Raw genomic sequence first — 22,175 nt, 5'->3', positions numbered from 1 at the left:
GATAGACCCCTTAGATAAATCTCATTGCTAGAATTAACAAAATCAAGAGAAAAATAACTGCAAATAGAATTTTATTCAATTTAGAATTAAAGACATTTCTCTTAGTATTTTCAATCCGACGACTTTTGTGAATAGAAGGTTCAACTTCGATGGTCAGTGTATCCTGGCTAAAACCATGATCTCTGGTTCGTGAATAACCAAAATTTTGAGAAGAAGTCGGTAAAATCTTAGTTTCCTCATCATCTAGCAAGGGAGGACCAGAGATGTCCTCTCCTCGATTGGCACGTTCAATCATTTCATCTGTTAATAAAGGTTTACCCATGGGTTCCTCCACTATTTTTTTGTAATTCCCAGTACTGGATAGCCATGATGGTCTTGGCATCACAAATATCTCCTGACTGGATCAGTGCTTTAGCTTGGTCAAGACTGACTTCAAGCAACTCCAAAGTCTCATCTTCATCCTGAGGACGAGGATTTTCAACTTTTGTCAAATCGCTTGCCAAGTAAAGTTTTAAGCGCTCGTTACAAAATCCAATCGCTGAGTAAAAATCATAGAGAAGGCTTAATTTTCCAGTATAGGCTGCCTCTTCCTCTAACTCACGAAGGGCTGCTGCTTCTGGATCTGCATTCTCCCCGATTTCAAGTTTACCTGCAGGAATTTCATAAGAGATTTTTTCAATTGCCTTGCGATATTGTTTAACAAGGACAATCTTATTTTCTGGAGTGACTGCAAGGACACAAACTGCTCCATTGTGGAAAATCAAATCACGTTGCGCTCTACCTTTGCCAGAAGGTAGTTCAACCTGGTCTTGAACCAATTGGAAGATTGGTCCTTTATAGATTTCTTTACGACTTATAGTCTTTTCTTCGAATTCCATCGTTAGCTCCTATTTATTGTTAGGATGATGAGGGAGGCGAGTTGCATATTCATCCTTATTGACTTGACGACCTCGTCCAATAGCAATGGCATCAGCTGGGACATCCTTAGTAATGGTTGAACCTGCTCCAACAAGAGAGTTATCTCCAAGTTCTACTGGAGCAATGATAGTTGAATTAGATCCAACGAAAACATTGTTTCCAATGGTTGTTTTAAATTTGTGTTGACCATCGTAATTTACAGTGATCGTTCCTGCACCGAAGTTGACATCACTACCAACCTCACAGTTACCAATATAAGTTAAATGACCAGCTTTTGTATTTTCACCGATGCTTGAACCTTTGACTTCAACAAAGTTTCCAATGTGCACATCTTTTGCAAGGCTTGATCCTGGACGGATATGAGCATAAGGACCAACTGTAACGCCATCAGCAACTGAGCTTTCCTCAATCATTGAATTGTTAATCACTGCTCCTGCTCCGATACTACTATCAACGATATAAGTTCCGTTGGTCAAAACAGTTCCTGTACCAATCTTACTAGAACCTTTGAGGGTTACATTTGCTTCGATTTGAACTTCTGGAGCGATTTCAACATCAATGTCAATGTAAGTAGCTTCAGGATTCACAAAACTAACCCCATTGACCATATGCGCTTGGTTAATACGGCGACGCATAATGCCTTCAGCTGTCGCAAGGGCAACACGGTCATTAACTCCGAGACTTTCATCAAAGTCTTTCAGAGTATAGGCACCAACTTTTTTCCCTGCTTCACGGAAAATGCCGATAACATCAGTGATGTAGTATTCGCCTTGAGCGTTATTGGTATTGATATTCTTAAGTGCTTCAAAGAGACGAGCATTATCAAAGACATAGGTTCCTGTATTGATCTCCTTGATTTGTTTTTCAAAATCAGTCGCATCCTTTTGCTCCACGATACGAAGCACTTCAGCATTCTCGTTACGAACAATACGACCATAACCAAACGGATCTTCAGCTTCTGCAGTAAGAATTGTAGCTACGTTCTTGTGATTAACGTGGAAATCAATCAAGTTCTTTAGACTTTCACCAGTAATTAGTGGTGTATCACCAGCAATAACCAATGTTTGTCCGGAAAGTCCTTCAAGAATTGGCTCAGCCATCATAACCGCATGACCAGTTCCTAATTGCTCAGACTGTCTTACAAAATCAGTTTGACCAGCTAAAACTTGTTCAACTAGCTCTGCCTTATGACCAACAACCGTTACTGTTTTTTCAGGCTTGATTGCCCCTACACTACGAAAAACATGCTCCAGCATAGAAATTCCTGCAACCTTGTGCATGACTTTTGGTAGATCTGATTTCATACGAGTACCTTTACCCGCTGCTAAAATAACTGCATAATTTGCCATATTTTTCTCTTTTCTATAGAAATTCCCTTATATTATATCATAAATTTGTTCATTCAAACACAAAAGAGGGCAAATGCTTTAAAACATCGCATTCTCTACATGATTTCGAGTATTTTTTTTGATTTTTTTCACCATTTACGATACACTATAAAAGTATGAGAAAGAAAATAAATCCTGTTTTTATTTTTACTGTATTAGCGACTATCGTGGGTATTTTAATCATTAACAGACCCAAGTTTGAAGACCATCCAATCAAAACAAAGCAAAATCCAGTTCAAGTAGAAACTCAAGCTTTACATAATATCAACAAGCCGATTATTGATGTTTCTGGCTGGCAAAGACCATCTGAGATCAATTATGACACCTTAACTCAAAATATTTCAGGTGCGATTGTTCGGGTTCATAGTGGAGCTCAAGTTTCTATTGATGAAAACGATGCTTCATTCAAAAATGGAGTCGATAAGGCTTATAAAGAACATATCACTGAATTCCAAAAACGAAATGTTCCAGTTGCTGTTTACGCCTATGTAGCTGGAAAAAATGTCGAAGAAATGGAAAAAGCTGCTGAAGCCTTCTATAACGCCGCTTCTCCTTACAATCCTAGCTACTATTGGCTTGATGTTGAAGCAAAGACTATGTCTGACATGAATCAGGGCGTTGAGGCCTTTCGTTCCAAATTAGCTTCATTGGGAGCAAAAAATATTGGTATCTATGTTGGTGTTTACTTTATGGAGGAACATAGTATCAACGTTGATAATTACTCGGCTATCTGGATACCTTCCTATGGAACCAACTCAGGTTACTATGAAAGTGCTCCAAAAACAGATCTTGACTATGATCTTCACCAATACACTTCACATGGAAATCTTGGTGGATTTGAACATCACCTCGATTTGAACCTTATTTCTTCATCAAAGAACAAGGAAGAAACCTTTAGAAAATTATTTTTGAATCCTTAATCACTATCACAATAAGCAAGTCAGACATTGCTTTCTGCTTGCTTTTCTTTATTTTTCAGTATTAAATCACTGTTTTATCTATATAGAATATAAATCTTGGAGGACCTCTATGTTATCATGGTTATCAAAAATTATTAAGGGAATTGTAATTGCCCTAGGTTTCATTCTACCAGGGATTTCTGGTGGCGTTCTTGCCGCTATCTTGGGAATTTATGAGAGAATGATTCGTTTTCTTGCCCATCCTTTTAAGAATTTCAAAGAAGATGTGCTCTTTTTCCTTCCTGTCGGCATTGGGATGCTTCTAGGTATCGGACTTTTCTCCTATCCAATCGAGTACCTTTTAGAGAATTATCAAGTGTACGTATTGTGGAGTTTTGCTGGAGCTATCATTGGTACCATCCCAAGTCTTGTCAAAGAATCAACTCGTGATTCTGATAGAGATAAGGTTGACCACATATGGTTTTGGGCAACCTTCATCATCTCAGGTATCGCCCTCTATGCCTTGAATTTTGTAGTTGGTTCTCTATCTGCAAGCTTTCTTAACTTTACATTGGCTGGTTGTTTGTTGGCGCTTGGTATTTTGGTTCCAGGGCTTAGTCCTTCCAATCTTCTCTTGATCCTTGGTCTTTATGGCCCTATGTTAACAGGGTTCAAGACTTTTGATTTGTTAGGAACCTTCTTACCAATTGGGATTGGACTTCTTATCACTCTGATTATTTTCTCAAAATTTATGGACTATGCTCTTCGCCTATATCACTCACGTGTGTATCATTTTATCATTGGAATTGTACTATCAAGTACACTTTTGATCCTTATTCCAAACGCTGGCAATGCTGAAAGTATCAGTTACAGTGGTTTGTCACTAGTTTCATATGTACTGATTGCTTTCTTCTTCGCACTAGGGATTTGGTTGGGAATCTGGATGAGTCAATTGGAGGATAAGTATAAATAATGGCAAAAAAAGTAAAAGTCAAGAAAACCTTGGTCCAACAAATTTTAACCAAGGCAGGAATAAACCATACAGGTATTCAAATTAATGCCCTGGAAGGTGAGATGCCTCAAGGTTATGAAAAGAGTCAGATTTTCAAGACTCTAGCACTTCTGGGAGATAAGACTGGACCCATTATCGGCATCCTTCCTATCACTGAACATCTTTCTGAAAAGAAACTTGCTAAGATTTCTGGTAATAAGAAAGTCAGCATGATTCCACAAAAAGACCTAGAAAAAACAACAGGCTATATCCACGGTGCCAATAATCCAGTTGGGATTCGTCAAAAACATAACTATCCTATCTTTATCGACCAAACTGCTCTTCAACTGAATGAAATGATTGTTTCTGCAGGGGAGGTTGGTCATAGTATCATTATCAATCCTCAAGATTTAGCATCCTTTGTTAAAGCTGAATTTGCAGATATCTTGGAGGCAAGTAACTAATGAAATTCTATTTTATTCGTCACGGTAAAACACTTTGGAATCTGGAGGGACGTTTTCAAGGAGCGAGTGGGGATTCTCCACTCTTAGATGAATCTATTGAAATCTTAAAAAAACTAGGTCGGTATCTCCAGGAAACTCCATTTGATGTGATTTATTCTAGTGATCTTCCTCGGGCTAAAACTTCTGCTCAAATTATCCAAAGTCAACTGAAAGACAGCTGTCCATTAGAAGAAATCCCCTCACTAAGAGAATGGCAACTTGGAAAACTTGAAGGTGCAAAATTTGCAACCTTGGAAGCCATCTATCCCGAGCAATTAAAAGCTTTTCGTACCAATCTAGCAAAATTCGATTCGACTATGTTTGGAGCAGAGTCTGTCTATCAAACAACTCAACGTACCATTCAATTTATCAAATCATTAGAGTCCAAACCTTTTGAACATGTTATGATTGTTGGTCACGGGGCCAATCTCACAGCCAGTATTCGAACTCTTCTAGGCTATGATACTCCACTACTTAGAAAAGATGGTGGTTTAGCAAATGCCAGTGTGACTATTGTCGAAACGAAAGACTTTAAAAACTTTACCCTCTTAGTCTGGAACGACACTTCTTATCAGAATTAGAACAGAACTTAACAATCACAGTTAAGTTCTTTTTAGATTTTGTAGAATATCCGTGAATTTATTTGACTTTTATGATAAAATGGGAGTATCGCAAAAAAGACTCATCGTATTAAGAATTGAGTAAAAACTAGGAGGAAACCATGTCAACAGAACATATGGAAGAACTAAATGACCAGCAGATCGTTCGCCGTGAAAAAATGGCTGCGCTCCGCGAACAAGGAATCGATCCATTCGGTAAACGATTTGAACGCACTGCTAACTCACAAGAATTAAAAGATAAATATTCTGACCTCGATAAGGAACAACTACATGAATTGAACGAGACTGCTACTATTGCAGGTCGTCTTGTTACCAAACGTGGTAAAGGTAAGGTTGGATTTGCCCACCTTCAAGACCGCGAAGGTCAAATTCAAATCTACGTTCGTAAAGACGCCGTCGGTGAAGAAAACTACGAAATCTTTAAAAAGGCTGACTTGGGAGACTTCCTTGGTGTCGAAGGGGAAGTGATGCGTACAGATATGGGAGAACTTTCTATCAAGGCGACTCATATCACGCACTTGTCTAAAGCCCTTCGTCCATTGCCTGAGAAATTCCACGGACTTTCAGACGTTGAAACAATCTACCGTAAACGTTACCTTGATTTGATTTCTAACCGTGAAAGCTTTGACCGCTTCGTCACACGTTCAAAAATCATTTCTGAAATCCGTCGCTACCTCGATGCTCAAGGTTTCCTTGAAGTAGAAACACCTGTACTTCACAACGAGGCCGGTGGGGCTGCTGCCAAACCATTTATTACACACCACAATGCTCAAAACATTGATATGGTGCTTCGGATAGCTCTAGAACTTCATCTCAAACGTCTAATTGTCGGTGGTATGGAACGCGTCTATGAGATTGGCCGTATCTTCCGTAACGAAGGAATGGATGCAACTCATAATCCTGAATTTACCATGATTGAGGTTTACCAAGCCTATGCTGATTTCCAAGACATCATGGATTTGACTGAAGGCATTATCCAACACGTTGCAAAAGTTGTTAAAGGTGAAGGTCCAGTTATCTATCAAGGAACTGAAATCAAGCTTAACGAACCATTTAAACGTGTACACATGGTTGATGCAATCAAGGAAATTACAGGTGTTGATTTCTGGAAAGCTATGACTTTCGACGAAGCCGTAGCCCTTGCAAATGAAAAACATGTTCCGGTTGAAAAACACTACACAGAAGTGGGACAAATCATCAATGCCTTCTTTGAAGAATTTGTTGAAGAAACATTAATTCAACCAACATTTGTCTATGGACACCCAGTAGCTGTATCACCACTTGCTAAGAAAAATCCTGAAGATGAGCGCTTTACTGATCGTTTTGAGCTCTTCATTATGACTAAAGAATACGGAAATGCCTATTCTGAGTTGAATGATCCAATCGACCAGCTTAGCCGTTTCGAAGCCCAAGCTAAAGCCAAAGAACTTGGTGACGACGAAGCGACTGGCATTGACTACGACTACATCGAAGCACTTGAATACGGTATGCCTCCAACAGGTGGTTTGGGAATCGGTATCGACCGTCTCTGTATGCTCCTCACTGATACTACTACTATCCGTGATGTATTGCTCTTCCCAACTATGAAATAAAATATAAATCTCCTAGTCACATTCTAGGAGATTTTTTAGTATTAATATAAAAGACAAACTCGATTTCGAGATTGTCTTTTTGTTGTTCAATTAAAATAATCCAAGAACAGTTCCATCACTTTCAACATCCATGTTGAGAGCTGCTGGTCGTTTTGGAAGTCCAGGCATGGTCATAACGTCACCAGTAAGAGCAACGATGAAGCCTGCACCCAATTTTGGTACCAATTCACGAATAGTAATTTCAAAGTTTTCAGGGGCTCCAAGAGCATTTGGATTGTCTGAGAAACTGTATTGAGTTTTAGCCATACAGATTGGCAATTTGTCCCAACCATTTTGAACGATTTGAGCGATTTGAGTTTGAGCTTTCTTCTCGAAGTTTACTTTACTTCCACGATAGATTTCAGTGACAATCTTTTCAATCTTCTCTTGTACTGAAAGGTCATTGTCATACAAACGTTTGTAGCTAGCTGGGTTTTCTTCAATTGTTTTGACGAGAGTTTCAGCTAGAGCCACTCCTCCTTCAGCTCCATCAGCCCATACGCTAGCCAATTCAACTGGAACATCGATTGAAGCACAAAGTTCTTTCAAGGCTGCGATTTCAGCTTCTGTATCAGATACGAACTCGTTAATAGCAACAACTGCTGGAATACCGAACTTACGGATATTCTCAACGTGACGTTTCAAGTTTGCAAATCCTGCACGAACTGCTTCTACATTCTCTTCTGTCAATGCATCCTTAGCAACCCCACCATTCATCTTAAGAGCACGAAGAGTTGCAACAATGACTACTGCATCAGGAGATGTTGGCAAGTTTGGAGTTTTGATATCCAGGAACTTCTCTGCACCAAGGTCTGCACCAAAGCCAGCTTCTGTCACTGTGTAATCTGCTAAACGTAGAGCCGTTGTCGTTGCCAAAACTGAGTTGCAGCCATGGGCGATATTGGCAAATGGTCCACCATGTACAAAGGCAGGTGTTCCATAGATTGTTTGAACCAAGTTAGGTTTGATAGCATCCTTCAAAATCAATGCCAAGGCACCTTCAACCTGTAGATCACCCACTGAAACAGGTGTACGGTCATAACGGTAACCGATGACGATATTTGACAAGCGACGTTTCAAATCTTCAATGTCAGTTGCCAAGCAAAGGATAGCCATGATTTCTGAAGCAACAGTGATATCAAATCCATCTTCGCGAGGAATACCATTAAGAGGACCTCCAAGTCCAACAGTTACATGACGAAGAGCACGGTCGTTTAAGTCAACAACACGTTTCCAAAGAATACGACGTTGGTCAATTCCTAGCTCATTTCCTTGGTGCAAGTGATTGTCAATCAAGGCAGAGAGAGCATTGTTTGCAGTTGTGATAGCGTGCATATCACCAGTAAAGTGAAGGTTGATATCTTCCATTGGTAGTACTTGGGCATAACCACCACCAGCTGCACCACCTTTAATCCCCATTACAGGACCAAGAGAAGGTTCGCGGATAGCAATCATGGTTTTCTTACCAATCTTATTCAAAGCATCAGCAAGTCCGATGGTAATAGTTGATTTTCCCTCACCAGCAGGTGTTGGGTTGATAGCTGTCACCAGGATCAATTTACCGACTGGATTACTTTCCACTTCACGAATCTTATCAAAACTAAGCTTAGCCTTGTATTTTCCATATAATTCCAAATCATCGTAAGAGATGCCAAGTTTCTCTACAACATCAACGATTGGTTTTAGCTCGATACTCTGTGCAATTTCAATATCTGTTTTCATAACAAACTCCTCTACCTCAAATGTGTTAATTCATTATAACACAAAACAAGATTTTTAACAGACATAAAGCTTTATAACGTTCGTAAATATAGCGCCCTCAAAGGATTTATTGGCTACTATTTAAATTTTTATATGCCTTTATAGGTTTTAACTATAGATTAAGATTTCGACTAATTCAAAAAGTAGCTATCAATTTCTGATAAATCATGTAGAATTTGACTATTAGAAACTCCTATTTGCTCAGCTAATTCAATTGAATACTCAAAACGAAGACGTATATTGATAGATAAATCAAAAGAGTAATCCTGTAATCGTCCTAGTTTATGATATTTATCTATAATATCATTAAAAATAATCTTGTATTTATCATCTAAGTTTTTGATATGGTTATCTAAGTTTTCCCTGTAATTTTGAATTAATTCCTGTTCCCTATCACTTAAAATCCCTTTGCCTATTTCCCAAATTATTGAAGTAGCAATTGAACCTACTACTGCTCCTAAGACAGGGACAGGAATAAGTGTTTGACCAACACATGAACCAATTGTCGCTAATGTTGTATCCAATGTATTGATAGTTATAAAATTTATAAATTCATCCTCAGTAATCTCATTTGTTCTAAGTTTAGTAATAATATCTACTATGCCGTAACTTGCTGTTACAAACGAACTTGCACTTGGTGCACTCATTTTAAAAACATTAGTGAGACCATAAATCGCGTAACCTGATATAGAACCTTTTACCGCACCTTCCACTGTTTCCAGTCCACAGTCTAACCAATCTGATTGATCAAATTCAAAAATAGTTTTTCCTTCTTTGTATTTTCCATACACATTGAGCATCAAAGCTAAACCACCCTGTAAAACAGCTGCGTTTCTAGCAATCTTATTGGCTTCTTTTATTCTTGGCAGTGAATTTTTTTGTGCTACTAACCGTTTTCTATTTAACTCTTGTTGTTTTAGTCTGACAGTTTTACAAATATTCTTCTCCTCGGAATCTAAAATGGATTTTATTGAATTTCTTTGAGCATCATCATAATTTAGAACAGATGATTTCATCCAAGATTTATATGAAGTAAGTCCCTTGCTTTCGGTAATATCATTGATCATTTGTCGTATATCAGTAATTTGTTTAATAGACAATTTTTTACCATTAAATTCAACTTCTTTGGCGCCAGCCATAATTTTTTCGTATACTAACACGTGATCTTTTGGAAACATCATTTTCATTTTTGCACTGTAATGAAATGATTGAGCTAGTTCATCACGTAAATTATTATAAAACTTCATTTGAATGGTATTTCTACCAATTAATAAATCGGCTGGTCCATTATCATTCAATACTTTTACAATAGGATTTAATCCTTCAAAAGCTCTTCTCGCATTCACAATTCCTGCTTCTGCAAATTCAGCAATAAAACCGTGACCGCCGTATTCACCTCCACGATTCTTTAGAATAACGTCTTCAATGTTATCTCTAGCATAGTTTAAGATTTTAGAGGCATTGTCCTTGTTTAAAATGACATGTTGAGCTTCATCCTCAATCATTTTCATAGCAATTTGTAAGTCTTGAATTCTCAAGTTGTTTAAACAATTGACATATGCACCTATCCCTTGATAAAATGCTCTATTAACAGCCTGATTCATCATTTATTTTAATTTCCTTATTAATCATCGAAGTAAGTGAGAGGGTTGAATTTACTAAACTACCTGCTTGATACTTTTCATCATCTGTAAATAAGTTATAATCTTTTCCAATTAAAGAAAGATTAGCTAAATAAATCCCCTCAGTTTGCTTTTCAATAAAATTAATTAATTCACTAATTTCTATTATTGATTTATCAGTTTGTCTAATTAATAACTCAATTTTCTTTTGTTCATCAAGCGCTTCTTTAGCTACTTCTTCATTTTTTTTATTAGCAAAAACACCTGCTCCGACAGACGCTGTTAACATTAAGCCAGCAATCCCCCAACCAACAGGGCCCGCCATGGCTAGAAAGGCATTGCCAGCAGCCATACCTCCTCCGCCTGCTGCTAGACTTCCTCCACCTAACCAAGCTAATGCCGCACTATTTGCTGCTGCACCTGTCAAGCTAGAAATTGCTGTTCCTGTTGATGCGACACCAAAAGTAGTTGCAACTCCCATAGCTGCAGTAGGACCTAAAGTTGCGACTGTCACACCTAAAGCACTTAAAGAAGCTGTAGCTGCCGTACTACCGCTGGCTAATTCTGCTTCTTTGATTGCCTGAGTAATAGCTAACTGTTTATCTTCGAAATTCTGTATTTCAACAATTATTTCTTCTAACTTTGTTTCAAATTCTTTCGGTTTATTTGCTAATTTACTAATTCTCTCTTCAACAATTTTTACAACTTTAATCGCCTTGTCTCTAGTTTTATAAAGCTCAGTCGATTTATTCGTTAGATCTGTGGCTTTTTCATTATATGTTTGAATAGATTCATGATAGTTCTCAACAGCTTCGGACCTTAGTTTACCATTAAAAAGATCTATTGAATCAATTTGTGATTTTGCTTCAGTTGCAACTTTACCAGCTTGATTAAGCGTGCCAGATGCAACCTCTGTTACTTGTTGAACAGTATCATTCGCTACTGTAGCAGCTTGACCTGAAACGTCTGAAACAACATTTCCTATCTTATTTGATACATCTCCTATTACTTTTACAGAATCTGATAATAAATCTCCTGTAACTTTCCCAGCGCTATCTAAAGCTTTTCCAGCTTCATTAAGTACGCTACTGGTTGTCTTACTAGCATCATCAATTACTTTACTAGCTTCTTTAACCATATTATCTGCAAATTTAAAAAAGTCCATAACTGCTTCCCCTTTTCATATATAACTAAAATAATTATCTTATATCTTAAATTAATTGTCAATAATAATATAGTTATAAAGTTTAGTTATATTTTATCGCTTTCATTTTACTTACTGCTCATTTTTTTGTACAATAGTTCTATGAAAATTTTAGTTACATCTGGTGGTACAAGCGAAGCAATAGATCAAGTTCGCTCCATTACCAATCACTCTACCGGTAGACTTGGTAAAGTAATAACTGAGACTTTACTAAAGGCTGGGCATCACGTTTGTCTGATTACTACGCAACAAGCACTAAAACCAGAACCACACTCGAATTTATCCGTCATCGAAATCAAAAATACTTCCGATTTACTCCAAGAGATGAAACGGATTGTCCCTGATTATCAAGTTTTGATTCATTCCATGGCAGTCTCTGACTATAGTCCTGTTTACATGACTGGTCTTGACCAAGTCCAAGCAAGCCAAGATTTAAGTGAGTTTTTGCATAAGAAAAATATGGAAACAAAGATCTCCTCTAAGGATGAGGTGCAAGTCCTATTTCTCAAGAAAAATCCTAAAATTATTTCTCTTGTCAAAGAATGGAACCCAAGTATTCATCTCATTGGCTTTAAACTCCTTGTCGATGTTACTAAGGACCATCTGATTCAAATCGCTAGAGAAAGTCTTAAAAAGAATCAAGCTGATTTGATTGTCGCTAATGACCTCACTCAGATTAATGCGAATCAGCACCTAGCTTATCTAGTAGAAGAAAAGGATTATCAGATTGCTGCTAGCAAGAAAGAAATCGCTGACTTATTAGTCAAAAAAATTCAAGGATTTGATTCTTAGAAAGGAAAATTATGGCTCGTATTACAATTGCTATTACTGGATCTATTGCCGCATATAAGGCTGCTGATTTGGTTAGTAACTTGAAGAAACAGGGGCATTCTGTTACGGTACTTATGACCCAGGCTGCAACTGCCTTTATTCAACCTTTAACCCTTCAAGTCTTATCTCAAAATACAGTTCATCTCGATCTTATGCAGGAACCATATCCTGACAAAGTCAATCATATCGAGCTTGGCAAAGAAACAGACTTATTTATCCTTGCCCCTGCAACCGCTAATACAATTGCAAAACTAGCACACGGTTTCGCAGATAATATGGTAACTGCTACCGCTCTTGCCTTGCCCCACTATGTTCCAAAACTAGTGGCACCTGCTATGAATACCAAAATGTATGACCATCCAGCAACTCAAACAAACCTAAATACTTTAGAAACTTATGGTTATACAATTATTTCTCCTAAAGAATCCCTACTGGCCTGTGGCGATGTAGGACGGGGGGCTCTTGCTGATCTTGATACTATTTTACAACAGATAAAGGAAAAACTTCATGAACAAACGCTCTAATATTGCTCCAATTGCTATCTTTTTTGCCAGCATGATCGTCATTCATCTGCTGAGTTCTATTGTCTTTAATGTCTTGCCATTTCCAATTAAACCGACCATTGTCCATATTCCGGTCATCATTGCTAGTATCATCTACGGACCACGGATTGGGGCTATCTTAGGTTTCTTGATGGGGATGATTAGCTTGACAGTCAATACGATTACGATTCTCCCAACTAGCTACCTCTTCTCTCCTTTTGTGCCGAATGGGAATTTAGCTTCACTTGCTATTGCTATTATTCCTCGTATCTTAATTGGTTTAACACCATACTTTGTCTATAAACTCCTCAGAAACAAGGCGGGGCTTATCTTTGCGGGAGCGCTCGGTTCCCTTACTAATACTGTATTTGTACTAGGCGGTATCTTCTTCCTCTTTGGAAATGTTTTTGACGGAAATATCCAAAAACTATTAGCTACTGTTATCTCAACAAACTCTATCGCAGAACTGATTATCTCAGCAATACTCACCCTAGTTATTGTTCCGAGACTTGAAAAAATCAAAAAATAAGAGGTCGGGAAAATCCCGACCTCGATTTTTATTTGCCCTAAGTCACTGACTCTGTATTTAATTAAGATTACAGACTCCTAAAAGTCCCTTTGACGAAACTATCTAAAAGCTTGATTGTAAAGACTCACCAATATGGGAAAAAATCAATCTTGGAAAAATATTCACTTTCCAACAGCCTTTTATCTCCTTATCATTGGGCTAGACGTGCTTCTTCTAAAATCTTTTCAATTTTTGTTGTCAGCAAATCAATGGCTACTGTATTAGTCACACCTTCTGGAATAACGATATCTGCATAACGCTTTGTTGGCTCAATAAATTGATGATACATGGGTTTCACTACACCAAGATACTGGTCAATAACGCTATCTAGACTACGACCACGTTCTTCCATATCACGCTTAATACGGCGAATGATACGAACGTCATCATCTGTATCTACGAAAATCTTGATATCCATTAAATCACGAAGTCGTTTGTCCTCTAAAACTAAGATTCCTTCTACGATAAAGACATCCTGAGGTTCTTGACGATAGGTTTTAGAACTTCTGGTATGGGCAGCATAATCATAGGTAGGAATATCTACAGGACGTCCTGCCAACAACTCTTTGATTTGCTCAATCATCAAATCAGTATCAAAAGCAAAAGGGTGGTCATAGTTGGTCTTGATACGCTCTTCAAAGGTTAGATGTGATTGATCTTTATAGTAGGAATCATGCTCAATCATAGCTATTTTCTCGTTTGGAAAATGCGACAAGATTGCTTTCGATACGCTTGTCTTTCCTCCTCCAGATCCCCCTGTTACTCCGATAATGATTGGTCTATTTTGCATTGTAGCCTCCTTGTATTTTCCCTTGTCTATTTTACCATATTTTTGATAAATTTTACAGATGAAGTTTTCTACAAAATAGAAGAAAAAGTCCTCATAGCTAGAAGCTACAAGGATTTGTAATTGATTAGTCTACGTTAACGTATTCTTTTGAAAGTTCAAGAACTTCTTCCATTGTTGCACATTCAGTAAGAGCGCGGTTAGCGTATTCTTGCATTTTAGCAGTGTCAAGTTTCTTCATCAAGCTACGTGTACGAAGTACAGATGTTGCTGACATAGAAAACTCATCTAAGCCCATTCCGACAAGAAGTGGAACAGCTGTTTGGTCACCAGCCATCTCACCACACATACCAGCCCATTTACCTTCAGCATGAGCTGCTTTGATAACATTGTTAATCAAACGAAGGATTGATGGGTTGTATGGTTGGTAAAGGTATGAAACTTGTTCGTTCATACGGTCTGCCGCCATTGTGTATTGGATCAAGTCATTTGTACCAATTGAGAAGAAGTCAACTTCTTTTGCAAATTGGTCTGCAAGCATAGCTGCCGCAGGAATTTCAATCATGATACCAACTTGGATATCATCCGCAACTGCAACACCTTCAGCAAGAAGGTTTGCTTTTTCTTCATCGAAGACTGCTTTAGCTGCACGGAATTCTTTCAAAAGCGCAACCATTGGGAACATGATACGCAATTGACCGTGTACAGAAGCACGAAGAAGAGCACGGATTTGAGTGCGGAACATTGCATCTCCAGTTTCAGAGATAGAGATGCGAAGAGCACGGAATCCAAGGAATGGGTTCATTTCATGAGGCATATCGAAGTAAGGAAGTTCCTTGTCACCACCGATATCCATTGTACGGACAACAACTGGTTTACCGTTCATTCCTTCAAGAACAGCCTTGTATGCTTCGTACTGCTCGTCTTCAGTTGGGAAGTCTTGAGAATCCATGTACAAGAACTCTGTACGGTAAAGACCGACAGCTTCTGCACCATTGTCGTTAACACCCTCAACGTCTTTTGGAGTACCAATGTTTGCTGCCAATTCGAAGTGTTTACCGTCAGCAGTAACTGTTTGAGCATCTTTCAAGAGTGCCCACTCAGCTTTTTGTTGAGCGTAAGCTTCACCAGCTGCTTTAAATTCAGCTGCTTGTTCGTCAGTAGGGTTGATAATCACTTCACCTGTAATACCATTAACGGCAAGTAGGTCACCATCTTTAACGATTTCAGTGATATTGTTTGTACCCAAAACTGCAGCGATTTCAAGTGTACGAGCCATGATAGCTGAGTGACTTGTACGACCACCAATGTTTGTTACAAAAGCTTTTACAAAGTTTTTGTCCAATTGAGCTGTATCAGATGGAGTCAAGTCGTGAGCAATCACGATCACTTCTTCATTGATAGAAGCTGGGTTTGGCAACTTTTTACCAAGGAGGTTAGCCAATACACGTTTTGTTACGTCGCGGATATCCGCTGCACGTTCTTGCATGTATGGGTTGTCTTCCATGCCTTCAAAGATTGTGATAAACATGTCTGTAACTTCTTTCAGACCTGCCTCTGCATTCACTTTCTTAGCACGGATAGTTTCTTTGATTTGACCAATCAATTCAGGGTCAGCAAGAACCATCAAGTGAGCGTCAAATACTTGTGCCGCTTCTTCACCAAGCGTACCTACAGCCTTCTCGCGGATAAGAGAAAGCTCGTTTTGAGAAGCTTCAAGAGCAACATCCAAACGAGCCTCTTCTGCATTTGTATCTTCGACTGTAACAGTCTCGAATGATAAATCCGGTTGAACGAGTAGATATGCTTTAGCAACTGCAACACCATCAGATGCTGCGATTCCTTTAAGCATTTCTGTCATATCCTTATGCCAATCCTTCTTTTTCCATTGTTTCTGAGATCGCAGCGATAGCGTCATCAGCGTCTGCACCTTCAGCAGTGATTGTAACGTCAGCACCTTGACCAACACCAAGGCTCATTACACCCATGATAGATTTAAGGTTAACTGATTTACCTTTGTACTCAAGAGTGATATCTGAAGCAAATTTGCTAGCAGTTTGTACCAACAATGTTGCTGGACGTGCGTGAATACCTGTTTCTGCCACTACGTGGAAATCTTTAGAAGCCATAATTTGACTCTCCTTTAAATGTTTTCTTTTTGAGTTATATCTGATAACCCTTACAATTTGATATTATATCACCTTCATTGATATTTTTCAAGTATTTTATGGACTTTCTTCAATTTCCTTTCAGATAACTTGCTGAAAATCTTCTATAAAATCTAGCAAAACACAGTATGTAGTTTTTGTGGAAGCTCTAATCATGGTAACATTGCTCTTTCTGTAGTTGTTTTTTAAATTCTACACTATATATTGTGTTTGTTAGTAAAATCAGTAAAACAAGTACACAAGATTTAGTTTTAGAAAGTTGACAAAGTTTTTTTTTCTGATATACTAAGAAAGTAATAAATTTTTAAAGAGGAGTTACAGAAATGGTAACCGTATATTCTAAAAACAACTGTGTCCAATGTAAAATGACGAAACGTTTTTTAGACAGTAATAATGTTGAATATAAAGAAATCAATCTTGATGAACAACCTGAATACATTGATCAAGTAAAAGAGCTTGGCTTTAGTGCTGCTCCTATTATTCAGACACCGACAGAAGTTTTCTCTGGTTTCCAACCAGGTAAACTCAAACAACTTGCTTAAGAATCAGGACAAAAGCTTCTATGTCTACCTTAGAAGCCTTTCTTTTGTAATTAGATAAAGGATTTTTTATGGGATTAAAACAACTTGAGGATGTGACTTACTTCCGTCTTAATAATGAAATTAACCGTCCTATCAATGGACAAATCATGCTTCACAAAGACAAGGAAGCTTTAGAAGCCTTCTTTAAAGAAAATGTTGTACCAAATACAATGGTTTTTAACTCAATTACGGATAAGATCAACTTCCTCATTGAGCATAACTACATTGAGACAGCATTTATCAAGAAATACCGTCCAGAATTTTTGGAAGAACTGCATCAATTTATTAAGGATCAAAACTTCCAATTTAAATCTTTCATGGCTGCCTATAAATTCTATAATCAGTATGCTCTGAAAACGAATGATGGTGAATACTATCTTGAAAGCATGGAAGACCGCGTCTTCTTTAACGCCCTTTATTTCGCAGATGGTGATGAAGCGATTGCTATCGATATTGCCAACGAAATCATCCACCAACGTTATCAACCTGCTACTCCTTCTTTCTTGAATGCAGGTCGTGCGCGTCGTGGTGAGTTGGTATCTTGCTTCTTGATCCAGGTAACAGATGATATGAACTCTATTGGACGTTCTATCAACTCAGCTCTTCAACTTTCACGTATCGGTGGTGGCGTGGGAATTTCCCTCAGCAACCTTCGTGAAGCTGGTGCTCCTATTAAAGGATATGAAGGAGCAGCTTCTGGTGTCGTACCTGTTATGAAGCTTTTTGAAGATAGCTTCTCTTACTCAAACCAATTGGGTCAACGTCAAGGTGCTGGGGTTGTTTACCTCAACGTCTTTCACCCAGACATTATCGCCTTCCTTTCAACTAAGAAGGAAAATGCCGATGAAAAAGTTCGTGTCAAGACTCTCTCACTTGGTGTTGTGGTACCAGATAAATTCTACGAATTGGCTCGGAAAAATGAAGAAATGTACCTCTTCAGTCCTTACTCTGTAGAGCTTGAATACGGCGTGCCATTTAACTACATCGACATCACAGAAAAATACGATGAGCTAGTCGCAAATCCAAACATCCGTAAGACAAAAATCAAGGCGCGTGATTTGGAAACTGAAATTTCTAAATTGCAACAAGAATCTGGTTATCCTTATGTCGTCAACATTGATACTGCTAACCGTGCAAATCCAGTTGATGGCAAGATTATCATGAGTAACTTGTGTTCAGAGATTCTCCAAGTGCAAGAACCAAGTCTTATCAACGATGCGCAAGAATTCCTAAAAATGGGTACTGATGTTTCATGTAACCTCGGTTCAACAAACGTGGTAAACATGATGACTTCACCTGACTTTGGTCGTTCTATCCGCGCCATAGTCCGTGCCCTTACTTTCGTTACAGATAGTTCACACATCGTAGCTGTTCCAACTATCGACCATGGAAATAGCCAAGCTCACACATTCGGACTTGGAGCTATGGGACTTCACAGTTACCTTGCCCAACAATTGATCGAATACGGATCTCCTGAGTCTGTTGAATTTACAAGCATCTACTTTATGCTTATGAACTACTGGACCTTGGTAGAATCTAATAACATCGCACGTGAACGTGGTGTTACCTTCCACAACTTTGAAAAATCAGACTATGCTAATGGAAGCTACTTTGATAAGTACACAAGTGGGGAGTTTGTACCAAAATCTGATCGTGTTAAAGAACTCTTTGAAGGTATCTTTATCCCGACTGCTGCTGATTGGGCTGAACTTCGTGATAAAGTTAAAACAGATGGACTTTACCACCAAAACCGCCTTGCTGTAGCACCAAATGGTTCTATCAGCTACATCAATGATGTGTCTGCTTCTATCCACCCAATTACGCAACGTATCGAAGAACGTCAAGAAAAGAAAATCGGTAAAATCTACTACCCAGCTGCAGGCTTGTCAACAGAAACCATTCCTTACTATACTTCTGCTTACGACATGGATATGCGTAAGGTTATTGATGTTTATGCTGCTGCGACTGAGCACGTGGACCAAGGACTTTCACTCACACTCTTCATGCGTAGTGATATTCCAACAGGCCTTTACGAATGGAAGAAAGAAAACAAACAAACGACACGTGACTTGTCTATCCTTCGTAACTATGCCTATAACAAGGGTATTAAGTCTATCTACTACGTCCGTACCTTTACAGATGATGGTGGAGAAGTCGGTGCTAACCAATGCGAGAGCTGTGTGATTTAATTCAACTCTCAAAAAAATTACATTTACTTAATCCATTAAACGTATTTTGCTGATAAAATCATGTAAGAATATAAAAGTCGGGCTTCCGACTTTTTGTTCGATTATAGCATAGAATTATGATAGAATAACAGTGATTATGTTATCGCATTACTACACACAGAAAGAGATTTCAAATGAAAACTTACTACAAAGCCATTAACTGGAATGCCATCGAAGATGTCATCGACAAATCAACCTGGGAAAAACTGACTGAGCAGTTCTGGCTCGATACGCGTATTCCCTTGTCAAATGACCTAGATGACTGGAGAAAGCTTTCTAACAAGGAAAAAGACCTTGTTGGTAAAGTTTTTGGAGGTTTGACTCTTCTTGATACCATGCAATCAGAAACTGGTGTTCAAGCCCTTCGCGCTGATATTCGTACGCCTCACGAGGAAGCTGTTTTTAACAATATCCAATTTATGGAATCTGTTCATGCTAAGTCTTACTCTTCTATCTTTTCTACCTTGAATACCAAGTCAGAAATCGAAGAGATTTTCGAATGGACCAACACCAATCCATATCTTCAGAAAAAAGCTGAAATCATCAATGAAATCTACCTAAACGGAACTCCACTTGAAAAGAAAGTAGCGAGTGTTTTCCTTGAAACCTTCCTTTTCTACTCTGGTTTCTTCACACCACTCTACTATCTTGGAAACAACAAGTTGGCCAACGTTGCGGAAATCATCAAATTGATTATTCGTGATGAATCAGTTCATGGAACCTACATCGGCTACAAATTCCAACTTGGTTTCAATGAATTGCCAGAAGATGAGCAAGAAAAACTCAAAGAATGGATGTACGACCTTCTCTATACTCTTTATGAGAATGAAGAAGGCTACACAGAGAGCCTCTATGACGAAGTCGGATGGACTGAAGAGGTTAAAACCTTCCTTCGCTACAATGCAAATAAAGCCCTTATGAACTTGGGGCAAGATCCTCTCTTCCCTGACTCAGCTGACGATGTCAACCCGATCGTTATGAACGGGATTTCAACTGGTACATCAAACCACGACTTCTTCTCTCAAGTTGGTAATGGCTATCTACTTGGTGAAGTTGAAGCTATGCAGGATGATGACTATAACTATGGACTAAATTAATACCTAACCTAAAAAACATCTAAGTTTAATTACAAACTAGATGTTTTTTTTTGTTTATTTTTGTTTTCTTTAAGTTGCTTAGCTGTTTAAAATATGATAAAATAGTATTAAATTTGGGGGTGGTTCAATGCTGAAGCAAGAAAAATTAGATACTATTTTAGAAATTGTTAATACAAAAGGAACTATCACTGTTAAAGAGATTATGAATCGCCTTGATATTTCCGATATGACAGCTAGACGATATTTACAAGAGTTAGCGGATAAGGATTTGCTGGTTCGAGTTCATGGTGGTGCTGAAAAACTTCGAACAGGTTCCTTATTAAATAATGAGCGTTCTAACGTTGAAAAACAAGGACTACAAACAGCAGAAAAACAAGAAATTGCTCGCTTTGCAGGTCACTTAGTTGAAGAAAGAGAAACTATTTTCATTGGTCCAGGTACCACATTAGAATTCTTTGCGCGTGAGCTTCCTATCGATAACATTCGTGTTGTTACCAATAGTTTGCCTGTATTTCTCATTCTAAATGAGCGTAAGCTAACTGACCTAATTTTAATCGGTGGTAATTATCGTTCAATTACTGGAGCCTTTGTAGGTACTCTAACCCTTCAAGATATCGCTAGTTTGCAATTTTCAAAAGCCTTCGTTAGTTGTAATGGTATCAAGGATCATGCTATCGCTACTTTTAGTGAAGACGAAGGTGAAGCACAGAAATTAGCACTGGAAAACGCCAATAAAAAATATCTCCTAGCTGACCATAGCAAATTTGATAAGTTTGATTTCTTCACATTTTACAATATCTCAGATATCGACACCATTATCACTGATTCAAAATTAAGTGACCAATCACTCCAATCCCTGTCTAAACAAACTAAAATTATCAAGTCAAAACCTTAAACTCTACAACTAGTCCTAGAATCTAGTAGCTACTACTAATTCCGTGGCTAGTTTTTTATTTTGCAAAAATTATAAAAAGTTCCCGCAATGTTTATAGATATTTCCAAAGCACAAATATTATAGAACGAAAAAAACCCGAAAGTTATATCTTTCAGGTTTTTTGATCGGAATAATCAACTAATAGAATCGTTAGAAGATTTAGTCTTCATCATCACGCTTACGACGTTTAGCCACTAATCCGAATCCAGTTAGACCTGCTACAACTCCAAGGAGAGCATTTGCAGCTGAAGCCGTTGTTCCAGTATTTGGAAGTTGCTTACGGGCCTTAGTGGTATCAGTTTGTGGAGCTTGACTAGTTGAAGTCGAATGAATCATAGACGCACTTGTTGATGCAGACTCAGAGGAGCTTGTGGAGGCTGATTCTGACGCACTTGTTGACGCTGACTCTGATGCACTTGTTGACGCTGACTCTGATGCACTTGTTGACGCTGATTCAGAAGCGCTTGTACTTGCTGATTCTGAGGCACTTGTTGATGCTGATGCAGATGCGCTTGTGCTTGATGATTCTGAGGCACTTGTGCTTGCTGATTCTGAGGCAGACGTTGATGCCGATTCAGAAGCTGATGTGCTTGCTGAAGCTGACGCACTGGTTGAGGCTGACTCTGATGCTGATGTGCTTGCTGATTCTGAGGCAGACGTTGATGCAGACTCTGAGGCACTTGTTGATGCTGACTCTGACGCTGATGTTGATGCAGATTCAGAGGCGCTTGTACTTGCTGATTCTGACGCACTTGTTGAGGCTGATTCTGAAGCGCTTGTGCTTGCGGATTCACTTGCGCTAGTTGATGCGCTTTGTGACGCGAATGTACTTGCACTTGTTGAGGCCGATGTGCTTACTGATGTGCTTGCCGATTCTGATGCACTTGTTGATGCTGATTCAG

22 protein-coding genes are annotated in these 22,175 nt (G+C 38.5%); 12 read left to right on the top strand and 10 right to left on the bottom strand.

From position 1 onward, the window contains the following. Positions 1-10: 10 nt before the first annotated feature. The 3 genes from macP to glmU are packed head-to-tail and all read right to left on the bottom strand — an operon-like array spanning position 11 to position 2,267. Entirely contained in the window at positions 11-322 is a 312-nt protein-coding gene (gene macP, locus O3633_RS10070) for a cell wall synthase accessory phosphoprotein MacP (RefSeq protein WP_060955683.1), read from the bottom strand. After that, the gene (locus O3633_RS10065) at positions 315-878 is read right to left on the bottom strand and encodes an NUDIX hydrolase (RefSeq protein ID WP_371621187.1); all 564 of its coding nucleotides are present in this window, start codon (positions 876-878) and stop codon (positions 315-317) included. The genes macP and O3633_RS10065 overlap by 8 nt, the downstream gene beginning before the upstream one ends. A gap of 9 nt (positions 879-887) precedes the next feature. Continuing rightward, on the bottom strand, positions 888-2,267 hold the full coding sequence (glmU, locus tag O3633_RS10060) for a bifunctional UDP-N-acetylglucosamine diphosphorylase/glucosamine-1-phosphate N-acetyltransferase GlmU (protein ID WP_371621186.1): 1,380 nt from the start codon (positions 2,265-2,267) through the stop codon (positions 888-890). Positions 2,268-2,422: 155 nt separating this feature from the next. Here glmU and O3633_RS10055 point away from each other — a divergent pair, with 155 nt between their 5' ends. From O3633_RS10055 to lysS, 5 genes are all read left to right on the top strand, one after another. Then, complete coding sequence (locus O3633_RS10055; RefSeq protein ID WP_371621185.1) at positions 2,423-3,226, top strand: glycoside hydrolase family 25 protein; 804 nt, start codon at positions 2,423-2,425, stop codon at positions 3,224-3,226. Between the two features lie 109 nt (positions 3,227-3,335). Further along, positions 3,336-4,178: a DUF368 domain-containing protein gene (locus O3633_RS10050; RefSeq protein ID WP_371621184.1), complete on the top strand. Its 843-nt coding sequence runs from the start codon at positions 3,336-3,338 to the stop codon at positions 4,176-4,178. Then, the gene (locus O3633_RS10045) at positions 4,178-4,660 is read left to right on the top strand and encodes an aminoacyl-tRNA deacylase (RefSeq protein WP_049548942.1); all 483 of its coding nucleotides are present in this window, start codon (positions 4,178-4,180) and stop codon (positions 4,658-4,660) included. Before O3633_RS10050 ends, O3633_RS10045 begins: the two co-directional genes overlap by 1 nt. Next, positions 4,660-5,280, top strand: coding sequence for a histidine phosphatase family protein (locus O3633_RS10040; RefSeq protein WP_049548941.1), 621 nt, complete (start codon positions 4,660-4,662; stop codon positions 5,278-5,280). The genes O3633_RS10045 and O3633_RS10040 overlap by 1 nt, the downstream gene beginning before the upstream one ends. 140 nt (positions 5,281-5,420) lie before the next feature. Beyond that, complete coding sequence (gene lysS, locus O3633_RS10035) at positions 5,421-6,911, top strand: lysine--tRNA ligase (protein WP_371621183.1); 1,491 nt, start codon at positions 5,421-5,423, stop codon at positions 6,909-6,911. A 90-nt stretch (positions 6,912-7,001) separates the two neighbouring features. Here the strand turns inward: lysS and O3633_RS10030 are convergent, their stop codons facing one another. The 3 genes from O3633_RS10030 to O3633_RS10020 form a co-directional block, all read right to left on the bottom strand. Next, entirely contained in the window at positions 7,002-8,672 is a 1,671-nt protein-coding gene (locus O3633_RS10030) for a formate--tetrahydrofolate ligase (protein ID WP_371621182.1), read from the bottom strand. Between the two features lie 170 nt (positions 8,673-8,842). Beyond that, positions 8,843-10,318, bottom strand: a complete 1,476-nt coding sequence (locus O3633_RS10025) for a hypothetical protein (RefSeq protein WP_049529639.1) — start codon at positions 10,316-10,318, stop codon at positions 8,843-8,845. Beyond that, a complete protein-coding gene (locus O3633_RS10020) occupies positions 10,299-11,498 on the bottom strand; it encodes a hypothetical protein (protein WP_080982603.1) in 1,200 nt (399 codons plus the stop codon). The genes O3633_RS10025 and O3633_RS10020 overlap by 20 nt, the downstream gene beginning before the upstream one ends. A 141-nt stretch (positions 11,499-11,639) precedes the next feature. On the opposite strand from O3633_RS10020, the gene O3633_RS10015 reads away from it, so the two are divergent. From O3633_RS10015 to O3633_RS10005, 3 genes are read left to right on the top strand one after another with little or no spacing between them, the layout of a single operon-like run. Beyond that, positions 11,640-12,329, top strand: coding sequence for a phosphopantothenate--cysteine ligase (locus tag O3633_RS10015; protein WP_049529638.1), 690 nt, complete (start codon positions 11,640-11,642; stop codon positions 12,327-12,329). Positions 12,330-12,340: 11 nt separating this feature from the next. Continuing rightward, a complete protein-coding gene (coaC, locus tag O3633_RS10010) occupies positions 12,341-12,892 on the top strand; it encodes a phosphopantothenoylcysteine decarboxylase (protein ID WP_371621181.1) in 552 nt (183 codons plus the stop codon). Continuing rightward, on the top strand, positions 12,876-13,439 hold the full coding sequence (locus O3633_RS10005) for an ECF transporter S component (protein WP_049526104.1): 564 nt from the start codon (positions 12,876-12,878) through the stop codon (positions 13,437-13,439). Before coaC ends, O3633_RS10005 begins: the two co-directional genes overlap by 17 nt. A 190-nt stretch (positions 13,440-13,629) precedes the next feature. Here O3633_RS10005 and udk read toward each other — a convergent pair whose 3' ends face one another. From udk to O3633_RS09990, 3 genes are all read right to left on the bottom strand, one after another. Further along, entirely contained in the window at positions 13,630-14,268 is a 639-nt protein-coding gene (gene udk, locus O3633_RS10000; RefSeq protein WP_006151141.1) for a uridine kinase, read from the bottom strand. Between the two features lie 124 nt (positions 14,269-14,392). Then, the gene (gene ptsP, locus O3633_RS09995) at positions 14,393-16,126 is read right to left on the bottom strand and encodes a phosphoenolpyruvate--protein phosphotransferase (protein WP_371621180.1); all 1,734 of its coding nucleotides are present in this window, start codon (positions 16,124-16,126) and stop codon (positions 14,393-14,395) included. Between the two features lie 4 nt (positions 16,127-16,130). Next, positions 16,131-16,394: a phosphocarrier protein HPr gene (locus O3633_RS09990; RefSeq protein WP_000146952.1), complete on the bottom strand. Its 264-nt coding sequence runs from the start codon at positions 16,392-16,394 to the stop codon at positions 16,131-16,133. Between the two features lie 362 nt (positions 16,395-16,756). Between O3633_RS09990 and nrdH the strand changes: the two genes are divergently transcribed. The 4 genes from nrdH (at position 16,757) to O3633_RS09970 (ending at position 21,234) form a co-directional block, all read left to right on the top strand. Then, on the top strand, positions 16,757-16,975 hold the full coding sequence (nrdH, locus tag O3633_RS09985; protein WP_000259242.1) for a glutaredoxin-like protein NrdH: 219 nt from the start codon (positions 16,757-16,759) through the stop codon (positions 16,973-16,975). A 68-nt stretch (positions 16,976-17,043) separates the two neighbouring features. Continuing rightward, a complete protein-coding gene (gene nrdE, locus O3633_RS09980) occupies positions 17,044-19,203 on the top strand; it encodes a class 1b ribonucleoside-diphosphate reductase subunit alpha (RefSeq protein ID WP_371621179.1) in 2,160 nt (719 codons plus the stop codon). Between the two features lie 173 nt (positions 19,204-19,376). Continuing rightward, positions 19,377-20,339, top strand: coding sequence for a class 1b ribonucleoside-diphosphate reductase subunit beta (nrdF, locus tag O3633_RS09975; RefSeq protein ID WP_049526102.1), 963 nt, complete (start codon positions 19,377-19,379; stop codon positions 20,337-20,339). A 127-nt stretch (positions 20,340-20,466) separates the two neighbouring features. Continuing rightward, positions 20,467-21,234, top strand: coding sequence for a DeoR/GlpR family DNA-binding transcription regulator (locus tag O3633_RS09970; protein ID WP_049529634.1), 768 nt, complete (start codon positions 20,467-20,469; stop codon positions 21,232-21,234). A gap of 198 nt (positions 21,235-21,432) precedes the next feature. On the opposite strand, the gene O3633_RS09965 is transcribed toward O3633_RS09970, so the two are convergent. Continuing rightward, the coding region (locus O3633_RS09965) for an LPXTG cell wall anchor domain-containing protein (protein ID WP_371621178.1) at positions 21,433-22,175 on the bottom strand (743 nt) is incomplete at its 5' end.

Source organism: Streptococcus sp. 27098_8_22, assembly GCF_041432415.1.
In the GTDB taxonomy this organism is placed as follows: domain Bacteria; phylum Bacillota; class Bacilli; order Lactobacillales; family Streptococcaceae; genus Streptococcus; species Streptococcus pseudopneumoniae_M.
The sequence above is the reverse complement of the archived record's forward strand: the minus strand, read 5'-3'. Positions and strand labels throughout refer to the sequence as shown.